Below are 16753 nucleotides of genomic sequence, written 5' to 3'. Positions count from 1 at the left end.
CGTCGCGCGTCCTCGCGCTCGGGGCCCGGCCACAGGTCATTCCTTTCGAGGCTGGTAGACACCAGCCCGCACACAAAAGAGACCTTCAGCGTGAAGTACCCGCCAAAGGTCCCTGTGTGGTGCTACAGGCGTCTGGTCACCATAAGGCCATGCTCCATGTCAAGGACGCATATGGCATGACTTGAGAGATGGATCACAGGTTCGGATGGGGCTGCGCGTCCGAATCGAAGGCCGTTAGTGGATCTTCATCACCAATCGCAAGGGCGTGTGTCCCGTGCCGCCCGTGCGGGCCACGGATGTCGATCACCCTCCCTGCGCCGGTCCGCAGCGGACTACCATCAGTTCATGACCCGAGTACTGCTCGCCGAGGACGACGCGTCCATCTCTGAACCCCTGGCTCGCGCCCTGCGCCGTGAGGGGTACGAGGTCGAGGTGCGCGAGGACGGACCCACCGCGCTCGACGCCGGCATCCAGGGCGGTATAGATCTGGTCGTGCTCGACCTCGGGCTGCCCGGCATGGACGGCCTGGAGGTGGCCCGGCGGCTGCGCGCCGAGGGCCAGACCGTGCCGATCCTCATCCTGACCGCGCGCGCCGACGAGGTGGACACCGTCGTCGGTCTGGACGCGGGCGCCGACGACTACGTCACCAAGCCGTTCCGGCTCGCCGAGCTGCTGGCCCGGGTCCGGGCCCTGCTCCGGCGCGGCGCCGCCGAGCCCCAGCAGCCGCCCGCCACGCACGGGGTGCGCATCGACGTCGAGTCGCACCGGGCGTGGATGGGCGACGAGGAGCTCCAGCTCACGGCGAAGGAGTTCGACCTGCTCCGGGTGCTCGTCCGGGACGCCGGCCGGGTCGTCACGCGCGACCAGCTGATGCGCGAGGTCTGGGACACCACGTGGTGGTCGTCGACCAAGACCCTCGACATGCACATCTCGTGGCTGCGGAAGAAGCTGGGTGACGATGCCGCGAACCCGCGGTACATCGCGACGGTGCGCGGGGTCGGGTTCCGCTTCGAGAAGAGCTAGCCGCTCCGCCGGACTTTCCGAGTTCGCCTTTTCGCCGTTCGGGTGCCGGTGCGCATGCGGCTGCGGGCCGGTGGGGGCTCGTCGCGCAGTTCCCCGCGCCCCTGAAAGGGCGTGCCGGGTCACACTGGTTCGGAAGCCATCTGCCCGGAGGGACCTGTGCGCCGTCGTCTCATCAACTCCACGCTCGCCGTCGTGCTGGTCGTGATCGCCGTGTTCGGGGTCTCGCTCGTCATCGTCGAGACCCGCACGATCAGCAACAGCGCCCAGGAACGGGTGGACTCCGAAGCGGTGCGGCTCGTCAGCATCGTCGACAGCCGCATCCTCGGCGACGAGCAGATCAACGCCCGTGTTCTCAAGGACCAGGTCACCGGCGACCGGTTCGCGCGCATCAGCATCCCGGGCCGCGACACGATCCGTATCGGCACCGAGCCCACCGGCGACGTCATCACCTCCAGCCGCACGGGCGAGGAGGGCGAGACGGTCACCGTGGAGGAGGCCCGCTCGGCCGTCACCCGCGAGGTCGGCCGGACCCTGCTGATCATCGCCGCGGTGGCCCTGCTGGCCGTGATCGCCGCCGTGCTCCTCGCGGTCCGCCAGGCCAACCGGCTCGCCTCCCCGCTGACCGACCTCGCGGAGACCGCGGAACGGCTGGGCTCGGGGGACCCGCGGCCGCGCCACAAGCGGTACGGGGTGCCCGAGCTGGACCGGGTCGCGGACGTGCTGGACAGCTCCGCCGAGCGCATCGCCCGCATGCTGACGGCCGAGCGGCGCCTGGCGGCCGACGCCTCGCACCAGCTGCGTACGCCGCTGACCGCGCTGTCCATGCGGCTGGAGGAGATCACGCTCACCGACGACCCGGGCACGGTGAAGGAGGAGGCCGCCATCGCGCTCGGGCAGGTCGAGCGGCTCACCGACGTGGTGGAACGGCTGCTGACGAACGCCCGTGATCCGCGTACGGGGTCCGCCGTCACCTTCGACCTCGACGAGGTCATCAAGCAGCAGCTCGCGGAGTGGCGCCCGGCCTACCGCAACGCCGGGCGCGCCATCGTCAGCTCCGGCAAGCACCATCTGCAGGCCGTCGGGACGCCCGGGGCCGTGGCCCAGGTCCTGGCCGCGCTGATCGAGAACTCACTGATGCACGGTGGGGGGACGGTCGCCCTGCGGACGCGGGTCACCGGCAACCAGGCCGTGATCGAGGTCACCGACGAGGGGGCGGGGGTGCCGGCCGACCTGGGGGCGCGGATCTTCGAGCGGGCGATCAGCGGGCGCAACTCCACGGGGATCGGGCTCGCCGTGGCGCGGGACCTCGCGGAGGCGGACGGGGGGCGGCTGGAGATGCTTCAGGCGCAGCCGCCCGTTTTCGGGTTGTTCCTGTCGCGTACGCCGCTTCGGGTTCCGCGGGAGGGGGATGCGCCCACCGTGCGGTAGCGGTCCCCTCGGTCTGGCGTGGGGTGCGTGTCGGGTGCGTGTCGTGGGTGGGTGCGGCGCCGTCGTGGCTGGTCGCGCAGTTCCCCGCGCCCCTAAAAGACAAAGGCAAAGGCTAAGGACAAAGGATTGCGCCGTTTCCCGTATCCCTGGTGGTCCTAGCGGACCCGTTGGACCTGGCGGGACGGGGGGTCCTCCTGGAGCCGGGGGGCCGAGGGGGTCAGGAACGATTCGGCGCCGGAGACCGCCTCGTGGGCCGGGGCCACCCGGAAGACCCAGGTGCGGTAGGACCAGAAGCGGAAGAGCGTCGCGACGCCGATGCCGACGAACTTGAAGACGTTGCTCGCCAGGGGGCTGTCGAAGCCCAGGCCGTACGTGGCGGCGAAGAGCACACCGTTCTCGATGACCAGGCCGATCGCGCTGAACAGCACGAACAGCGTCATCTCCTTGGTACGGCCGCTCTTGTCGCGGTCGCGGTACGTGAAGTAGCGGAAACCGATGTAGTTCGAGACGATCGCGACGACCGTGGCGATCACACTGGCCCGGACGACCTGGAGGTCGGTGGTACTGCGCACCAGGTTGAAGGTGATCAGGTTGACCAGCAGTCCCGCTCCGCCGACCGCGCCGAACTTGGCGATTTCCCTGGTCAGACGGTCGATCCGGACACGGACGGCGCTCGGTGGCCGGACACGGGACCTGCGTTTGCCACCTTTGCCCATGGTGTCGCCCAGCCCCCGTCTCGTCGGATACCTCGTGTTCGTCAACCTTCGTCGACCTGGCCATGCTAACCAGCGGGTCCTCCGGGTGCCCGGCCCGGACTCGAAGATGTGGCCGGGATGTGACGGGCCGCGGAACTTCCGGCGATCACGTGCGTGACAGGCGCGCGACAGGAGTGGCTCGAAACGGCCGATACCCTGGAGGCGTGACGTTCCCGGTAGTCGGCATGGTCGGCGGCGGTCAGCTCGCTCGTATGACGCACGAGGCTGGCATCCCGCTCGGCATCAGGTTCAAGCTCCTCAGTGACACCCCCCAGGATTCCGCGGCGCAGGTGGCCGGCGAGGTCGTCGTCGGCGACTATCGCGACCTCGGCACGCTGCGGGCCTTCGCGCGGGGCTGCGACGTGATCACCTTCGATCACGAACACGTACCCACAGAGCATCTGCGGGCACTGGAGGCGGACGGCATCCCCGTACGCCCCGGCCCCGACGCGCTCGTGCACGCCCAGGACAAGGGCGTGATGCGCGCGAAGCTCGTCGGGATCGGCGTGCCGTGCCCGCGGCACCGGATCGTGAGCGATCCGGCCGACGTGGCCGCGTTCGCGGCCGAAGGCCTCACCGAGGGCGCCGAGGGGGACGGCTTCCCCGTCGTCCTCAAGACCGTCCGCGGCGGCTACGACGGCAAGGGCGTGTGGGTCGTCCGGTCCGCCGCCGACGCCGAGGACCCCTTCCGGGCCGGCGTCCCGGTCCTCGCCGAGGAGAAGGTCGACTTCGCGCGCGAGCTGGCCGCCAACGTCGTACGGTCGCCGCACGGCCAGGCCGTCGCCTATCCCGTGGTCGAGTCCCAGCAGGTCGACGGGGTCTGCGACACGGTGATCGCGCCCGCGCCCGGCATCGCCGACGAACTCGCGCTCCGGGCGGAGGAGCTGGCCCTGCGCATCGCGAAGGAACTGGGCGTCGTCGGCCACCTCGCCGTGGAGCTCTTCGAGACGAGGGACGGCCGCCTCCTCGTCAACGAACTGGCCATGCGCCCGCACAACTCCGGCCACTGGACCCAGGACGGCGCGATCACCTCGCAGTTCGCCAACCACGTCCGCGCGGTCCTGGACCTGCCCCTGGGCGACCCGCGCCCGCGCGCGCCCTGGACGGTCATGGTCAACGTCCTCGGGGGCGACTACCCCGACATGTACTCCGCGTACCTGCACTGCATGGCCCGCGATCCCCAGCTCAAGATCCACATGTACGGAAAGGACGTGAAGCCCGGCCGCAAGGTGGGCCACGTCAACACCTACGGCGACGACCTGGACGACGTGCTGGAGCGCGCCCGTCACGCAGCCGGCTACCTCAGAGGAACGATCACCGAATGAGCCCTGTCGTAGGCATTGTCATGGGGTCGGACTCCGACTGGCCCGTCATGGAGGCCGCCGCGAAGGCCCTCGACGAGTTCGAGATCGCGTACGAGGTGGACGTGCTCTCCGCGCACCGGATGCCGCGCGAGATGATCACGTACGGCGAGGAGGCGGCCGGCCGCGGCCTGAAGGCGATCATCGCCGGCGCGGGCGGCGCGGCGCACCTGCCCGGCATGCTCGCCTCGGTCAGCCCGCTGCCCGTGATCGGCGTGCCGGTCCCGCTGAAGTACCTCGACGGCATGGACTCGCTGCTGTCGATCGTCCAGATGCCGGCCGGTGTCCCGGTCGCCACGGTCTCGGTGGGCGGCGCGCGCAACGCGGGCCTGCTCGCCGCCCGCATCCTGGCCACGCACGACGAGGAGCTCCTCGGGCGGATGCGTGACTTCCAGCAGGAGCTGAACGACCAGGCCACCGAGAAGGGCAAGCGGCTGCGCTCCAAGGTCGACAGCGGCACGGGCAACGGCTTCGGCTTCGGGAAGTGACGGAAGTGACAGAAGTGACGAACACGGCCTCCCTCGACGACGCCCGCGCACTCCTCGCCGAGTTCCCCGTGGTCGACGGGCACAACGACCTCCCCTGGGCGCTGCGCGAGCAGGTCCGCTACGACCTCGACGCCCGCGACATCGCCGGCGACCAGAGCGCCCACCTGCACACCGACCTGGCGCGGCTGCGCGCGGGCGGCGTCGGCGCGCAGTACTGGTCGGTGTACGTGCGCTCGGACCTGCCCGGCGCGGTCACGGCGACCCTCGAACAGATCGACTGCGTACGGCAGCTGATCGAGCGCCACCCGGCGGACCTGCGCGCCGCCCTGACCGCCGCTGACATGGAGGCGGCCCGCGCCGAGGGCCGGATCGCCTCGCTGATGGGCGCCGAGGGCGGTCACTCGATCGACAACTCCCTCGCCACCCTGCGCGGCCTCTTCGAGCTGGGGGTCCGCTACATGACCCTCACCCACAACGACAACATCGCGTGGGCGGACTCGGCGACGGACGAGCCGGCCGTCGGCGGCCTGTCGCCCTTCGGCCACGAGGTCGTCCGCGAGATGAACCGCCTGGGCATGCTGGTGGACCTCTCCCACGTGGCCGCCACGACCATGCGGGACGCGCTGGACACGTCCACCGCGCCGGTGATCTTCTCCCACTCGTCCGCGCGCGCGGTCTGCGACCACCCGCGCAACATCCCGGACGACGTCCTGGAGCGCCTGCCGGCCAACGGCGGCGTGGCGATGGTGACGTTCGTGCCGAAGTTCGTCCTGCAGGCGGCCGTCGACTGGACGGTCGCCGCGGACGAGAACATGCGCGAGAAGGGCTTCCACCACCTCGACTCGACCGCCGAGGCGATGAAGGTCCACAGCGCCTTCGAGGAGTCCCACCCGCGCCCCGTGGCGACCGCCTCGACGGTCGCCGACCACCTCGACCACATGCGTGAGGTGGCCGGCGTCGACCACCTCGGCATCGGCGGCGACTACGACGGCACGCCGTTCACGCCCGAGGGCCTCGGCGACGTCTCCGGCTACCCGAACCTGATCGCGGAGCTCCTGGACCGCGGCTGGTCCAGGGCGGACCTCGCCAAGGTGACCTGGCAGAACTCGGTACGGGTCCTGGGCGCCGCGGAAGACGTGGCGCGCGACGAGCGGTCCCGCCGGGGTCCGTCGAACGCGACCCTGGAGCAGCTGGACGGCTAGCCGTCCCGGTCGCCGAACGTGACGGGGTGCCCCAGGAGCATGGTCGGGGCGCCCCGCACGCGCGTGAGGAACACGGTCGCGGAGTTCGGCCCCTGCGGCTTCACCCTGCGCCGCAGCTCCTCCGGTTCGACCGCCGATCCGCGCTTCTTGACGGTCAGGACGCCCACCTCGCGCTGCCGCAGGAGGGCCTTGAGCTTCTTGAGGCCGAAGGGCAGCCGGTCGGTGATCTCGTAGGCGGTGGCGTACGGGGTGGCCGTCGCGGAGTCCGCGGTGATGTACGCGATCGTCTCGTCGACCAGCCCGCCGCCGTCCAGTTCCGCGGCCACCTCGGCGACGAGGTGCGCGCGGATGACGGCGCCGTCGGGCTCGTAGAGGAACCGCCCCACGGGCCGCACCGCGGGATCGGGCAGCCCGCGGCCGGGGAGGGTGCGCGGTCCGGGCAGCAAGGTGGCGCGGACGGAACCCCCCTCCCCCGTGCCGAACCACAGCACGGCCTCCTTCACGTCCCCGGAGTCGGAGATCCACTCGGCGCCCGCCTCGGCGGGGACGGCCTCGTGCGGAAGGCCGGGGGCGACCTTGAGCGCGGCGACCGGTGCGGCGCGGGCGGCCCGCACGGCCCACGACAGCGGCGGCGAGTAGGCCTCGGGGTCGAAGACGCGTCCCCGCCCGCCCCGGCGCGCCGGGTCCACGAACACGGCGTCGTACCCGGCGGTGTCGACCTCGGTGACGTCCGCCTCGCGCACCTCGATCAGCCCGTCGAGGCCGAGCGCCGCGGCGTTCGCCCGGGCCACGGCCGCGGTCAGCGGGTCCCGGTCGACGGCCAGGACCCGGATCCCGGCCCGGGCCAGCGCGATCGCGTCCCCGCCGATGCCGCAGCACAGGTCGGCCACGGACCGCACCCCGAGCTCCCCGAACCGCGCGGCGCGGTACGCGGCCACGCTCGCCCGGGTCGACTGTTCGACCCCGTTCGGCGTGAAGAACATCCGGTCCGCGTCCGCCGCGCCGAACTTCACGACGGCCCGCTGCCGCAGCCGCCCCTGCGCGAGGGCGGCCGACACGAGCCCGACGGGGTGCTCGCGTCGCAGCCGCGTCGCCACGGCCAGCTCCTGGGCGGGTTCGGTCCCCCGGACCGCGTCGAGAAGGGCACGTCCCTCGGACGTGAGCAGAGCACCGAAGGAGGCCACCGGATCAAGGTCGTTCACCGCCCCATTGTGGGCCAGTCGATGGACGGCACGCGCGCGACGGCGGTGTCGGGCCGGGGAGGCGCCCTTGACCTGCGAGTATCCGGCCCCATGCGACTTGTGCGACAAGAGGACGGTAAGGGTGGAAGTGGGGTCCCTGTGGGCGCCCCTTCAGGCACGTGGGGAACCGCGCGGCCGGCCCTCACCGGCCCGCGGGCGGCCACCCTCCCGTCCCGCCCGGCACGCACCGTCCTGGTCCTGCTGACGGTCACCGCACTGGCCACCGGCTGCTCGGGCCGGCCCGCCCCCGCCGACGCCGGGCCGGCCGCGGGCCAGCAGGCGGCCGACCGGCTCGGCCGGGAGCAGCGCGCCCGCGCCGCCGCGGCGAAGAGGTGGGGCCTGGCTAAGGTCCCCCTGCCCGCACCCCCCGCCCCCGCGAGGAAGCCGCACATCGACACCCGTGAGGGCTTCGAGGTGGAGGACCACGAAGGCCTGCCGCCCGTCTTCACGACCGTCCCCACCCGGGACAGGATCGTCTTCCTCACCATCGACGACGGCGCCGAGAAGGACCCGGCGTTCCTGCGCATGATGAGCGAACTGAAGGTCCCGTACACCGCCTTCCTCAGCGACCGCCTCGTCAAGGACGACTACGGCTACTTCGGGAAGATGCAGGCCGCGGGTGTGGTCCTGAACAACCACACCCTCCGCCACCGCTACCTGCCGGACCTGTCGTACGCCGGGCAGAAGCGCGAGATCTGCGGCATGCAGGACGTGATCGAGAAGCGGTACGGCAAGCGGCCGACCCTCTTCCGGCCGCCCTTCGGCAACTACAACGAGGACACCCTGCGCGCGGCCGGGGCCTGCGGCATCAAGGCTGCCCCCCTGTGGAACGAGGAGGTCTTCGTCGACCACTGGGAGTACCGCGAGTGGGACCGCGACCTGCACCCCGGGGACATCGTTCTCAGCCATTTCCGCGGCCGGAAGGACTGGAACGGCACGATGCCCGACATGGTCCGCCGCTTCCTGGACCTGGTCACCGACAAGGGGTACGCGGTGGCGCGCCTGGAGGACTACCTGTGAGGCGGCGGAGCAGGGGCACGGCGGCACTGCTCACCGCCGCGCTCTGCCTCGCCGGCTGTCTCTCCGGCTGCGCCCAGTCCGTCGACCCCATCGAGCGGCTGGGCAAGAAGGCCGCGCAGAAGGTACGCACGCACGGGCCGCCGGTGGACGCGTACCGCCGCTGGGGCCTGGGCGCGCCGCTCGCCCCGGCGCCGCGCCCCGGCGTCCGGCGGCCCGCCGTGCGCGCCGCGGGGCCCGGTCTGCCGCCCGTCGTGGACCGTGTGCCGACCCGCGACAAGGTCGTCTTCCTGACCTTCGACGACGGCGCCGAGAGGGATCCGCGGTTCGTCGGCATGGTGCGCGAACTGCGGCTGCCGGTCACCGTGTTCCTCACGGACCGTGTGGTGGGGCCGGGGTACGCGTACCTCGGCCGGCTGCGCGCGGTCGGCGCGAGCGTGCAGAACCACACGCTCGACCATCCGTACCTGCCGGGTCTGCCGTACGCGGGCCAGCGGGCCGAGATCTGCGGCCAGCAGGAGAAGCTGAAGCAGCGCTTCGGGATCCGGCCGCGGCTCCTGCGGCCGCCCTACGGCGACTACGACGACGACACGCTGCGGGCGGCGGCGGACTGCGGGATCGCCGCGGTCGTCCTGTCGGGCGAGGGGGACCCGCTCCGGCCGGGCGACATCCTGCACTGCCCGCAGGACGGCGACGGCGCGGGCCTGACGGCCGCGACGGTCGCGATCCTGCGACGCGTCCAGGAGGCGGGCCTCACGGTGGCCCGCCTGGAGGACTACCTCTAGCGGGTTGCCCCCGCCCCCGCCGCGCAGTTCCCCGCGCCCCTGGGCCCCAGGAGCTTGGGCACCCAGGGGCGCGGGGAACTGCGCGGGCAGCCCCCGCCGGGCCCGTGGACGGAATTGGCGGGGGTCCGGGGCGCGGCCCAGGGGCGTTCACCCGGCCCGGGCGGGCGCCCGGACTGCCGCCATCCGCCGGAGGCAACTGGCACTCCGCTTGACCGAGTGCTAATCGCAGTCATAGTCTCAGCTCTGGCACTCACCGCAGGAGAGTGCCAATAGCGACAGGCAGGTCCGGCACCCGCGACGACGGATCCACCTGGTCGCCACCTCAGACAGTTGACCCCGTAATCTCCGAAGGGGGAGGTCGGATCGTGACGACCACCAGCTCCAAGGTTGCCATCAAGCCGCTCGAGGACCGCATTGTGGTCCAGCCGCTCGACGCCGAGCAGACCACCGCCTCTGGCCTGGTCATTCCGGACACCGCGAAGGAGAAGCCCCAGGAGGGCGTCGTCCTTGCCGTGGGTCCGGGCCGCTTCGAGAACGGCGAGCGTCTTCCGCTCGACGTGAAGTCCGGCGACATCGTGCTCTACAGCAAGTACGGCGGCACCGAGGTGAAGTACAACGGCGAGGAGTACCTCGTCCTCTCGGCTCGCGACGTGCTCGCGATCATCGAGAAGTAATTCACCCAGGTTTGCTTTGAACTGCGCCCCTGGCCCCCGCGAGTACTGAGAAGCACGAGTACTGAAAAGCCGGGCGCCTGGGGCGCTGTTCGTTTTTTCGAGAGGACTGAATCAGCTCCATGGCGAAGATCCTGAAGTTCGACGAGGACGCCCGTCGTGCCCTCGAGCGCGGCGTCAACAAGCTTGCCGACACGGTGAAGGTGACGATCGGCCCCAAGGGCCGCAACGTCGTCATCGACAAGAAGTTCGGCGCCCCCACCATCACCAACGACGGTGTCACCATCGCCCGCGAGGTCGAGCTCGACGACCCGTACGAGAACCTCGGTGCCCAGCTGGTGAAGGAGGTGGCGACCAAGACCAACGACATCGCGGGTGACGGTACGACCACCGCCACCGTGCTCGCCCAGGCGCTCGTGCGCGAGGGCCTGAAGAACGTCGCCGCCGGCGCATCCCCCGCCCTCCTGAAGAAGGGCATCGACGCGGCCGTCGCCGCGGTCTCCGAGGAGCTCCTCGCGACCGCCCGCCCGATCGACGAGAAGTCCGACATCGCGGCCGTCGCCGGTCTGTCCGCCCAGGACAGCCAGGTCGGCGAGCTCATCGCCGAGGCGATGGACAAGGTCGGCAAGGACGGTGTCATCACCGTCGAGGAGTCCAACACCTTCGGCCTGGAGCTGGACTTCACCGAGGGCATGGCCTTCGACAAGGGTTACCTGTCGCCCTACATGGTGTCCGACCAGGAGCGTATGGAGGCCGTCCTCGACGACCCGTACATCCTGATCCACCAGGGCAAGATCTCCTCGATCCAGGACCTGCTCCCCCTGCTCGAGAAGGTCATCCAGACCAACGCCTCGAAGCCGCTGCTGATCATCGCCGAGGACGTCGAGGGCGAGGCCCTGTCGACCCTGGTCGTGAACAAGATCCGCGGCACCTTCAACGCGGTGGCCGTCAAGGCCCCGGGCTTCGGCGACCGCCGCAAGGCCATGCTCGGTGACATCGCCACGCTCACCGGCGCCACGGTCATCGCCGAGGAGGTCGGCCTCAAGCTCGACCAGGTCGGCCTGGACGTGCTGGGCACCGCCCGCCGCGTGACGGTCTCCAAGGACGACACGACGATCGTCGACGGCGGCGGCAACAGCGCCGACGTGGCCGGCCGTGTCAACCAGATCAAGGCCGAGATCGAGTCCACGGACTCCGACTGGGACCGCGAGAAGCTCCAGGAGCGCCTCGCGAAGCTGGCCGGCGGCGTGTGCGTGATCAAGGTCGGCGCCGCCACCGAGGTGGAGCTGAAGGAGAAGAAGCACCGTCTCGAGGACGCCATCTCCGCGACCCGCGCCGCGGTCGAGGAGGGCATCGTCTCCGGTGGTGGCTCCGCGCTCGTCCACGCCGTGAAGATCCTCGAGGGCAACCTCGGCAAGACCGGCGACGAGGCGACCGGTGTCGCCGTCGTCCGCAAGGCCGCCGTCGAGCCGCTGCGCTGGATCGCCGAGAACGCCGGCCTGGAGGGTTACGTCATCACCTCCAAGGTCGCCGAGCTCGACAAGGGCCAGGGCTTCAACGCCGCGACCGGCGAGTACGGCGACCTGGTCAAGGCCGGCGTCATCGACCCGGTCAAGGTCACCCGTTCCGCCCTGGAGAACGCCGCCTCCATCGCCTCCCTGCTCCTGACGACCGAGACCCTGGTCGTCGAGAAGCCGGCCGAGGAAGAGGGCGACGCCGGCCACGGTGGCCACGGCCACTCCCACTAGGCGCCGACAGGCACATGGGGGCGCCTGCCCGGACGGTACGTCCGGGGAGGCACCCCGCGAAGGCCCGGTACCCCGCTCCGGCGGGGGCCGGGCCTTCGCGCCGTCCGAGCCACCGCGCTCACTTCGGCCCGTACCTGCGGCCCGCCTTCGAGCTGATGCCGCCGAGCAGACTTCGCGGGGCCACCTTCGCCACGCCCATCAGGGCCTTGTAGCGGGGATCCGGAATGGACAGCGACCTGCCCCGCGCCAGGTCGGCGAGGCCCGCCGCGACCACCTTGTCGGCGTCCAGCCACATCCAGCCGGGGATGTTGTCCGTGCCCATCCCGGCCCGCTCGTGGAACTCGGTCCGCACGAAGCCGGGACACAGGGCCATCAGCCGGACACCGCTGCCCGCCAGGTCCTTCGCCACGCCCTGCGTGAACTGCACGACCCACGCCTTCGACGCCCCGTACGTGCCGCGCGGCAGGAACGCCGCCGTGGACGCCACGTTGACCACGCCGCCGCGCCCGCGCGCCCGCATGGACTCCGCCGCCGCCGACGTCAGCCGCAGCACCGCCTCGCAGTGCACCTTGAGCATCTTCAGCTCGTCCGCCATCGGGACGTCCAGGTAGAGGCCCTTGTTGCCGAAGCCCGCGTTGTTGACGAGCAGGTCGACCGCGTTCCTGGGGTCCGAGACGCGGGCGGCCACCGCCTCGATGCCGCCGTCCGTCGCCAGGTCCGCCGTCAGCACCTCCGCCTCGATGCCGTGCCGGTCGTGCAGCTCCGTGGCCTGCTCGCCGAGCCGCTTCGTGTCCCGCGCCACCAGCACGAGGTTGTGCCCGTCGGCGGCCAGCCGCCGCGCGAAGGCGGCACCGATACCCGCCGTCGATCCTGTGATCAGAGCCGTTGTCATGGCCCAAGGTTAGTGACAGGCGGCCCGCTCCCCGGCCGTGAACGGTTCCGCGGGACGGCCGCCCCCGGCGCCCCGCTCACGTGTTCCCGTCGCCGTGCTTCTCGACGTACTTCTCCGCGATCGCCCGCGCCTCCGGGTGCAGGGCGTCGCCCGCGGCCAACAGCTGTGGCAGCAAGGTCCGTTCGAGGGTGACCGCGCGGAACTGGAGGGCCGCGGTCACCTCGTGGTCCGGCCGGTGCACGATCTCGACCGGATCGCCCGCCCGGATCTCCCCCGGCACGATCACCCGCAGATACGCGCCGGACGCGCCCTTGTGCGTGAACCGCCGGACCCAGCCCTTCTCCCCGAGGTGCCCCTGGAAGGTGAGGCAGGGGATCCGCCCGGACGTCACCTCCAGCACGACCTCGGAGCCGACGCGCCAGCGCTCCCCGATCCTCGCCCCGGACACGTCGATCCCCTCCGTCGTGAGGTTCTCGCCGAACGTCCCGCCGGTCAGGGTCCGCCCCAGCTCGCGTTCCCAGTCGTCCAGGTCCTCGCGCGCGAAGGCGTACACGGCCTGGTCGTCCCCGCCGTGGTGGCGCCGCTCGCACACGGCGTCCCCGGCGAGACCGCTCCCGCCGACCCCCTTGGGCCCCGGCGCGGACACCCGCACCGGCCCGTCCACCGGCCGCTTGTCTATCCCGGTCAGGCCCTCGGCCTGGGTCGTGTAATCGACGGCCCTGGGCCGGCCCAGATTCACTGAAAGAAGCTTCATGACGGCACGCTAGGCGATGACGAGCCAAAGCGTCGACGCGATATTCCTCGCCTTGTCCAAGATGCGCTTATGCTCGAAGGGTGATCGAGGCCCGCCATCTGCGCGTCCTGCGTGCCGTCGCCGCGACCGGTTCCTTCTCGGCGGCGGGGCGTGAACTGGGCTGCACCCAGCCCGCCGTCAGCCAGCAGATGAAAGCGCTGGAGGCCTCCGTCGGCACCCCGCTCCTGATCCGCACGGGTCGCGAGATGCGGCTGACCCAGGCCGGCGAGGCCCTCGTCCGGCATGCTGCGGGCATCATCGCCGGACTCACCGCCGCGGAGGAGGAGGTCGCCGCGATCGCGGGTCTGCGGGCCGGCCGGGTGCGCCTGGTCTCGTTCCCCAGCGGCAGTTCCACCCTCGTACCGACCGCGCTCGCCGCCCTGCGCGCCGCGCACCCGGGCACCCGGGTCTCCCTGGAGGAGGGCGAACCGCCGCGCTCCGTGGAGATGCTGCGCGAGGGCGACTGCGACGTGACGCTCGCCTTCCGGTACGAGGGGGCGGCGGGCGCCGAGGAGTGGGACGACCTGGTGGTCCGCCCCCTGCTCACGGACCGGCTCGTCGGTCTGGTCCCCGAGGGGCACCGGCTGGCCCGGGCGGGATCCGTCGCCATCGAAGACCTCGCCGGCGAGCCGTGGATCGCCGGCTGCCCCCGCTGCCGGGGCCAGCTGATCGAGGTGTGCGAGAGCGCGGGCTTCACCCCCCGCATCGACTTCGCGACCGACGACTATCCGGCGGTGGTCGGTCTGGTCGGCGCCGGTCTGGGCGTCGCGGTCCTGCCCGAACTGGCTATCGAGTCCGTGCGCCCCAAGGGTGCACGCACAGTGACGGTGGAGCCTGCCCTGCGGCGGGAGATCGTCGCGCTCACGCTGCCGGATCTGGCCCAGGTGCCCGCCGTGGCGGCCACGTTGGACCAGCTGGCGGGAGCGGCCGGGGCGGGGGACCGGAGGTCGCGGTAGGGGCACGCGCGTGCATGTCGCCACGTCGCCGCGCCGCTGCGGAGAAACGTTCCTTCAGTGGTGTGCCGATTCGCCTCCGCCCGACGCCGTGACCAGCCGGTTGCGCGCCCGGCCCATCAGTTCCTCGCGTTCGTCCTCGGTCAGGCCGCCCCACACGCCGTACGGCTCGCGCACCGCCAGGGCGTGTGCCGCGCACTCCGCTCGTACCGGGCACCTCATGCAGACCTCTTTGGCCGAGTTCTCACGAGCGCTCCGTGCCGCGCCGCGCTCTCCCTCGGGGTGGAAGAAGAGCGAGCTGTCGACCCCTCGGCAGGCCGCGAGGAGCTGCCAGTCCCACAGGTCCGCGTTGGGACCGGGGAGGCGGGAGAAATCTGCCATTGCTTTGTCCCCTTGTAGCCGTTTTGCTCGGTTACGTGGCCATCACCGTACATCTACGATCTAAGGAGATGAAAATATGACTCATTGCGAATCTAGCCTCAGACACCAATAAATGGAACGAAAAGCGTCTGAATGGGGCATTGGTTGTGATGAAACCTTGCGGGTCTGCCGCACGTGTCTCCACCGTGTCCGCGCCCTCACGTAGAGTGCCGAAGGTGGTTCACAGCCCCGTAACTCTTTCGAGTGACCGTCGTTGAGTGTGCGAGGCGGTTGAAGGAACAAGCGCTCGGGCAGGCGTCCGAGGCGGTCGACCGCACAGGTGACGATTTCGTACCAGCCTGGAGGCCCAAGGTGACGCGCATCAGCTGCGGAGGACGGCCATGACATCCGTCCTCGTCTGCGACGACTCCCCGCTTGCCCGAGAGGCGCTCCGCCGCGCGGTGGCGACCGTGCCCGGTGTAGAGCGCGTGACCACGGCGGCCAACGGCGAGGAAGTCCTCCGCCGCTGGGGTGCCGACCGTTCGGACCTGATTCTGATGGACGTACGCATGCCCGGACTGGGCGGCGTGGAGACGGTCCGGCGGCTGCTGTCCGCCGACCCCGGTGCGCGCATCATCATGCTCACCGTCGCCGAGGACCTGGACGGTGTCGCCCTCGCGGTCGCCGCCGGGGCCCGCGGCTATCTCCACAAGGACGCCTCCCGCGCGGAGCTGCGTGCGACCGTCACCCAGGCACTCGCCGACCCGACCTGGCGGCTCGCGCCGCGCAGGCTCCGGTCGGCCGAGATGGGCGCGGCGCCGACGCTCACGGCGCGCGAGATCCAGGTCCTGGAGGGCATGAGCCACGGCCGCTCGAACGCGGAGATCGGCCGTGAACTGTTCCTCTCCGAGGACACCGTCAAGACGCATGCCCGCCGGCTCTTCAAGAAGCTCGGCGCCTCGGACCGCGCGCACGCGGTGGCGCTCGGCTTCCGGTGGGGCCTGGTCCGCTAGGTGAACCGCCGCGGGGGTACGGGTTTCCCCGCCTGCCGGAAGGCGGGCGGGGCCGGGCCCGACAGGGGATCGGACGATGCTGTTCGGGTGCTCGATCCCCGTTTCCCGGCGGATGCCGCATCCTTGAGGTGTGGAGTTCCTCGGGAACGAGTCGGTCGAGCGGGAGGGGAGGGCGCAGGAGATGAGTTCCGGCGCACCTGCTCATAACGCTTCGGTGCACAACTACGGACGCGGTGCCGCGGACAGGACGACACCAGGGCACCATGGACCGATGCGTGACGATGAGGCGGCTGATGCCCACGGGGTGATCGGTGGGCTCGTCCATCGCGCGGTCGACGGCGATCAGCAGGCCACGCACGATCTCCTCGCGCATGTCCATCCGCTCGCCATCCGCTACTGCCGTACGCGTCTGTCCCGGTTGCCGGGTGACGCGCGGCACTTCGTGGAGGACCTGGCGCAGGAGGTCTGTGTCGCGGTGCTGCTGGCACTGCCGCGCTACAAGGACACCGGGCGCCCTTTCGAGGCCTTCGTCTTCGCCATCGCCGCGCACAAGGTGGCGGACCTGCAGCGGGCCGCGATGCGGCACCCCGGCTCGACGGCCGTACCGTCGGACGAGATGCCCGAGCGGCCGGACGACTCGCTCGGCCCCGAGGAGCGCGCCCTCCTCAGTAGCGACGCCGAGTGGGCGAAGAAGCTCATGGCCAACCTCCCCGAGAACCAGCGGGAGCTCCTGCTGCTGCGGATCGCGGTGGGGCTCACGGCCGAGGAGACCGGACAGATGTTGGGAATGTCACCCGGCGCGGTCCGGGTGGCGCAGCACCGGGCGCTCAGCCGCCTGCGGGCGCTGGCGGAGCAGTAGGTCCTTCCGGGGCGGTCGGCGTCGGTGCGGGGTGGACGCCGGCGCGGGGTGAACGGCGCCGCCGCCCGGTCCGTACGGAGTCGTGGGGCCGTGGGGTGCCCGTGGCCGTGCAACGACCGTGGAATGAGCGGGCCCCGCTTCCCGTTAGCATGGGCATCCGCACC

The 16753-nt window shown here is 71.3% G+C and carries 17 protein-coding genes; 12 read left to right on the top strand and 5 right to left on the bottom strand.

Features of this window, described 5'->3' with window-relative positions; genetic code table 11:
• Nucleotides 1–345: 345 nt before the first annotated feature.
• Both QFZ75_RS15465 and QFZ75_RS15460 read left to right on the top strand, forming a co-directional pair.
• Nucleotides 346–1023 (top strand): response regulator transcription factor, encoded by a 678-nt coding sequence (locus tag QFZ75_RS15465; protein ID WP_307537412.1) that lies wholly within the window; start codon nucleotides 346–348, stop codon nucleotides 1021–1023.
• 156 nt (nucleotides 1024–1179) lie between these two features.
• Entirely contained in the window at nucleotides 1180–2451 is a 1272-nt protein-coding gene (locus QFZ75_RS15460) for an ATP-binding protein (RefSeq protein WP_307537410.1), read from the top strand.
• Between the two features lie 155 nt (nucleotides 2452–2606).
• Here the strand turns inward: QFZ75_RS15460 and QFZ75_RS15455 are convergent, their stop codons facing one another.
• Nucleotides 2607–3167 carry a GtrA family protein gene (locus tag QFZ75_RS15455; RefSeq protein WP_307544507.1) on the bottom strand — a complete coding sequence of 187 codons (561 nt, stop codon included), beginning with the start codon at nucleotides 3165–3167 and terminating at the stop codon, nucleotides 2607–2609.
• A gap of 203 nt (nucleotides 3168–3370) precedes the next feature.
• Here QFZ75_RS15455 and QFZ75_RS15450 point away from each other — a divergent pair, with 203 nt between their 5' ends.
• From QFZ75_RS15450 to QFZ75_RS15440, 3 genes are read left to right on the top strand one after another with little or no spacing between them, the layout of a single operon-like run.
• Complete coding sequence (locus QFZ75_RS15450) at nucleotides 3371–4531, top strand: 5-(carboxyamino)imidazole ribonucleotide synthase (protein WP_373465878.1); 1161 nt, start codon at nucleotides 3371–3373, stop codon at nucleotides 4529–4531.
• Nucleotides 4528–5055 (top strand): 5-(carboxyamino)imidazole ribonucleotide mutase, encoded by a 528-nt coding sequence (purE, locus tag QFZ75_RS15445; RefSeq protein WP_307537408.1) that lies wholly within the window; start codon nucleotides 4528–4530, stop codon nucleotides 5053–5055. Before QFZ75_RS15450 ends, purE begins: the two co-directional genes overlap by 4 nt.
• A gap of 14 nt (nucleotides 5056–5069) precedes the next feature.
• Nucleotides 5070–6257 (top strand): dipeptidase, encoded by a 1188-nt coding sequence (locus QFZ75_RS15440; protein ID WP_307544505.1) that lies wholly within the window; start codon nucleotides 5070–5072, stop codon nucleotides 6255–6257.
• On the opposite strand, the gene QFZ75_RS15435 is transcribed toward QFZ75_RS15440, so the two are convergent.
• Nucleotides 6254–7459 carry a methyltransferase domain-containing protein gene (locus tag QFZ75_RS15435; RefSeq protein ID WP_307537406.1) on the bottom strand — a complete coding sequence of 402 codons (1206 nt, stop codon included), beginning with the start codon at nucleotides 7457–7459 and terminating at the stop codon, nucleotides 6254–6256. The two genes, QFZ75_RS15440 and QFZ75_RS15435, sit on opposite strands and share 4 nt — an antisense overlap.
• Nucleotides 7460–7549: 90 nt before the next feature.
• Here QFZ75_RS15435 and QFZ75_RS15430 point away from each other — a divergent pair, with 90 nt between their 5' ends.
• From QFZ75_RS15430 to groL, 4 genes are all read left to right on the top strand, one after another.
• A complete protein-coding gene (locus tag QFZ75_RS15430; protein WP_373465877.1) occupies nucleotides 7550–8518 on the top strand; it encodes a polysaccharide deacetylase family protein in 969 nt (322 codons plus the stop codon).
• Entirely contained in the window at nucleotides 8515–9300 is a 786-nt protein-coding gene (locus tag QFZ75_RS15425; protein WP_373465876.1) for a polysaccharide deacetylase family protein, read from the top strand. Before QFZ75_RS15430 ends, QFZ75_RS15425 begins: the two co-directional genes overlap by 4 nt.
• Before the next feature lie 365 nt (nucleotides 9301–9665).
• Nucleotides 9666–9974, top strand: a complete 309-nt coding sequence (groES, locus tag QFZ75_RS15420; protein WP_307537404.1) for a co-chaperone GroES — start codon at nucleotides 9666–9668, stop codon at nucleotides 9972–9974.
• Between the two features lie 119 nt (nucleotides 9975–10093).
• A complete protein-coding gene (gene groL / locus QFZ75_RS15415; protein WP_307537402.1) occupies nucleotides 10094–11719 on the top strand; it encodes a chaperonin GroEL in 1626 nt (541 codons plus the stop codon).
• A gap of 118 nt (nucleotides 11720–11837) precedes the next feature.
• Here the strand turns inward: groL and QFZ75_RS15410 are convergent, their stop codons facing one another.
• Both QFZ75_RS15410 and QFZ75_RS15405 read right to left on the bottom strand, forming a co-directional pair.
• On the bottom strand, nucleotides 11838–12611 hold the full coding sequence (locus QFZ75_RS15410; protein ID WP_307537400.1) for an SDR family oxidoreductase: 774 nt from the start codon (nucleotides 12609–12611) through the stop codon (nucleotides 11838–11840).
• 76 nt (nucleotides 12612–12687) lie between these two features.
• Nucleotides 12688–13365, bottom strand: coding sequence for an MOSC domain-containing protein (locus QFZ75_RS15405; protein ID WP_307537398.1), 678 nt, complete (start codon nucleotides 13363–13365; stop codon nucleotides 12688–12690).
• A gap of 80 nt (nucleotides 13366–13445) precedes the next feature.
• On the opposite strand from QFZ75_RS15405, the gene QFZ75_RS15400 reads away from it, so the two are divergent.
• Nucleotides 13446–14360 carry a LysR family transcriptional regulator gene (locus tag QFZ75_RS15400; RefSeq protein ID WP_307537396.1) on the top strand — a complete coding sequence of 305 codons (915 nt, stop codon included), beginning with the start codon at nucleotides 13446–13448 and terminating at the stop codon, nucleotides 14358–14360.
• A gap of 54 nt (nucleotides 14361–14414) precedes the next feature.
• Here QFZ75_RS15400 and QFZ75_RS15395 read toward each other — a convergent pair whose 3' ends face one another.
• Nucleotides 14415–14738, bottom strand: coding sequence for a WhiB family transcriptional regulator (locus tag QFZ75_RS15395; RefSeq protein ID WP_307537394.1), 324 nt, complete (start codon nucleotides 14736–14738; stop codon nucleotides 14415–14417).
• A gap of 380 nt (nucleotides 14739–15118) precedes the next feature.
• On the opposite strand from QFZ75_RS15395, the gene QFZ75_RS15390 reads away from it, so the two are divergent.
• Nucleotides 15119–15730 carry a response regulator transcription factor gene (locus QFZ75_RS15390; protein WP_003948568.1) on the top strand — a complete coding sequence of 204 codons (612 nt, stop codon included), beginning with the start codon at nucleotides 15119–15121 and terminating at the stop codon, nucleotides 15728–15730.
• A 271-nt stretch (nucleotides 15731–16001) separates the two neighbouring features.
• Nucleotides 16002–16589, top strand: coding sequence for a sigma-70 family RNA polymerase sigma factor (locus tag QFZ75_RS15385; protein ID WP_307537392.1), 588 nt, complete (start codon nucleotides 16002–16004; stop codon nucleotides 16587–16589).
• Nucleotides 16590–16753: the final 164 nt, after the last annotated feature.

The sequence above is a fragment of the Streptomyces sp. V3I8 genome, from assembly GCF_030817535.1.
Classification (GTDB): domain Bacteria; phylum Actinomycetota; class Actinomycetes; order Streptomycetales; family Streptomycetaceae; genus Streptomyces.
Note: the sequence above shows the minus strand (reverse complement) of the source record. Positions and strands in the feature narration are given on the sequence as shown.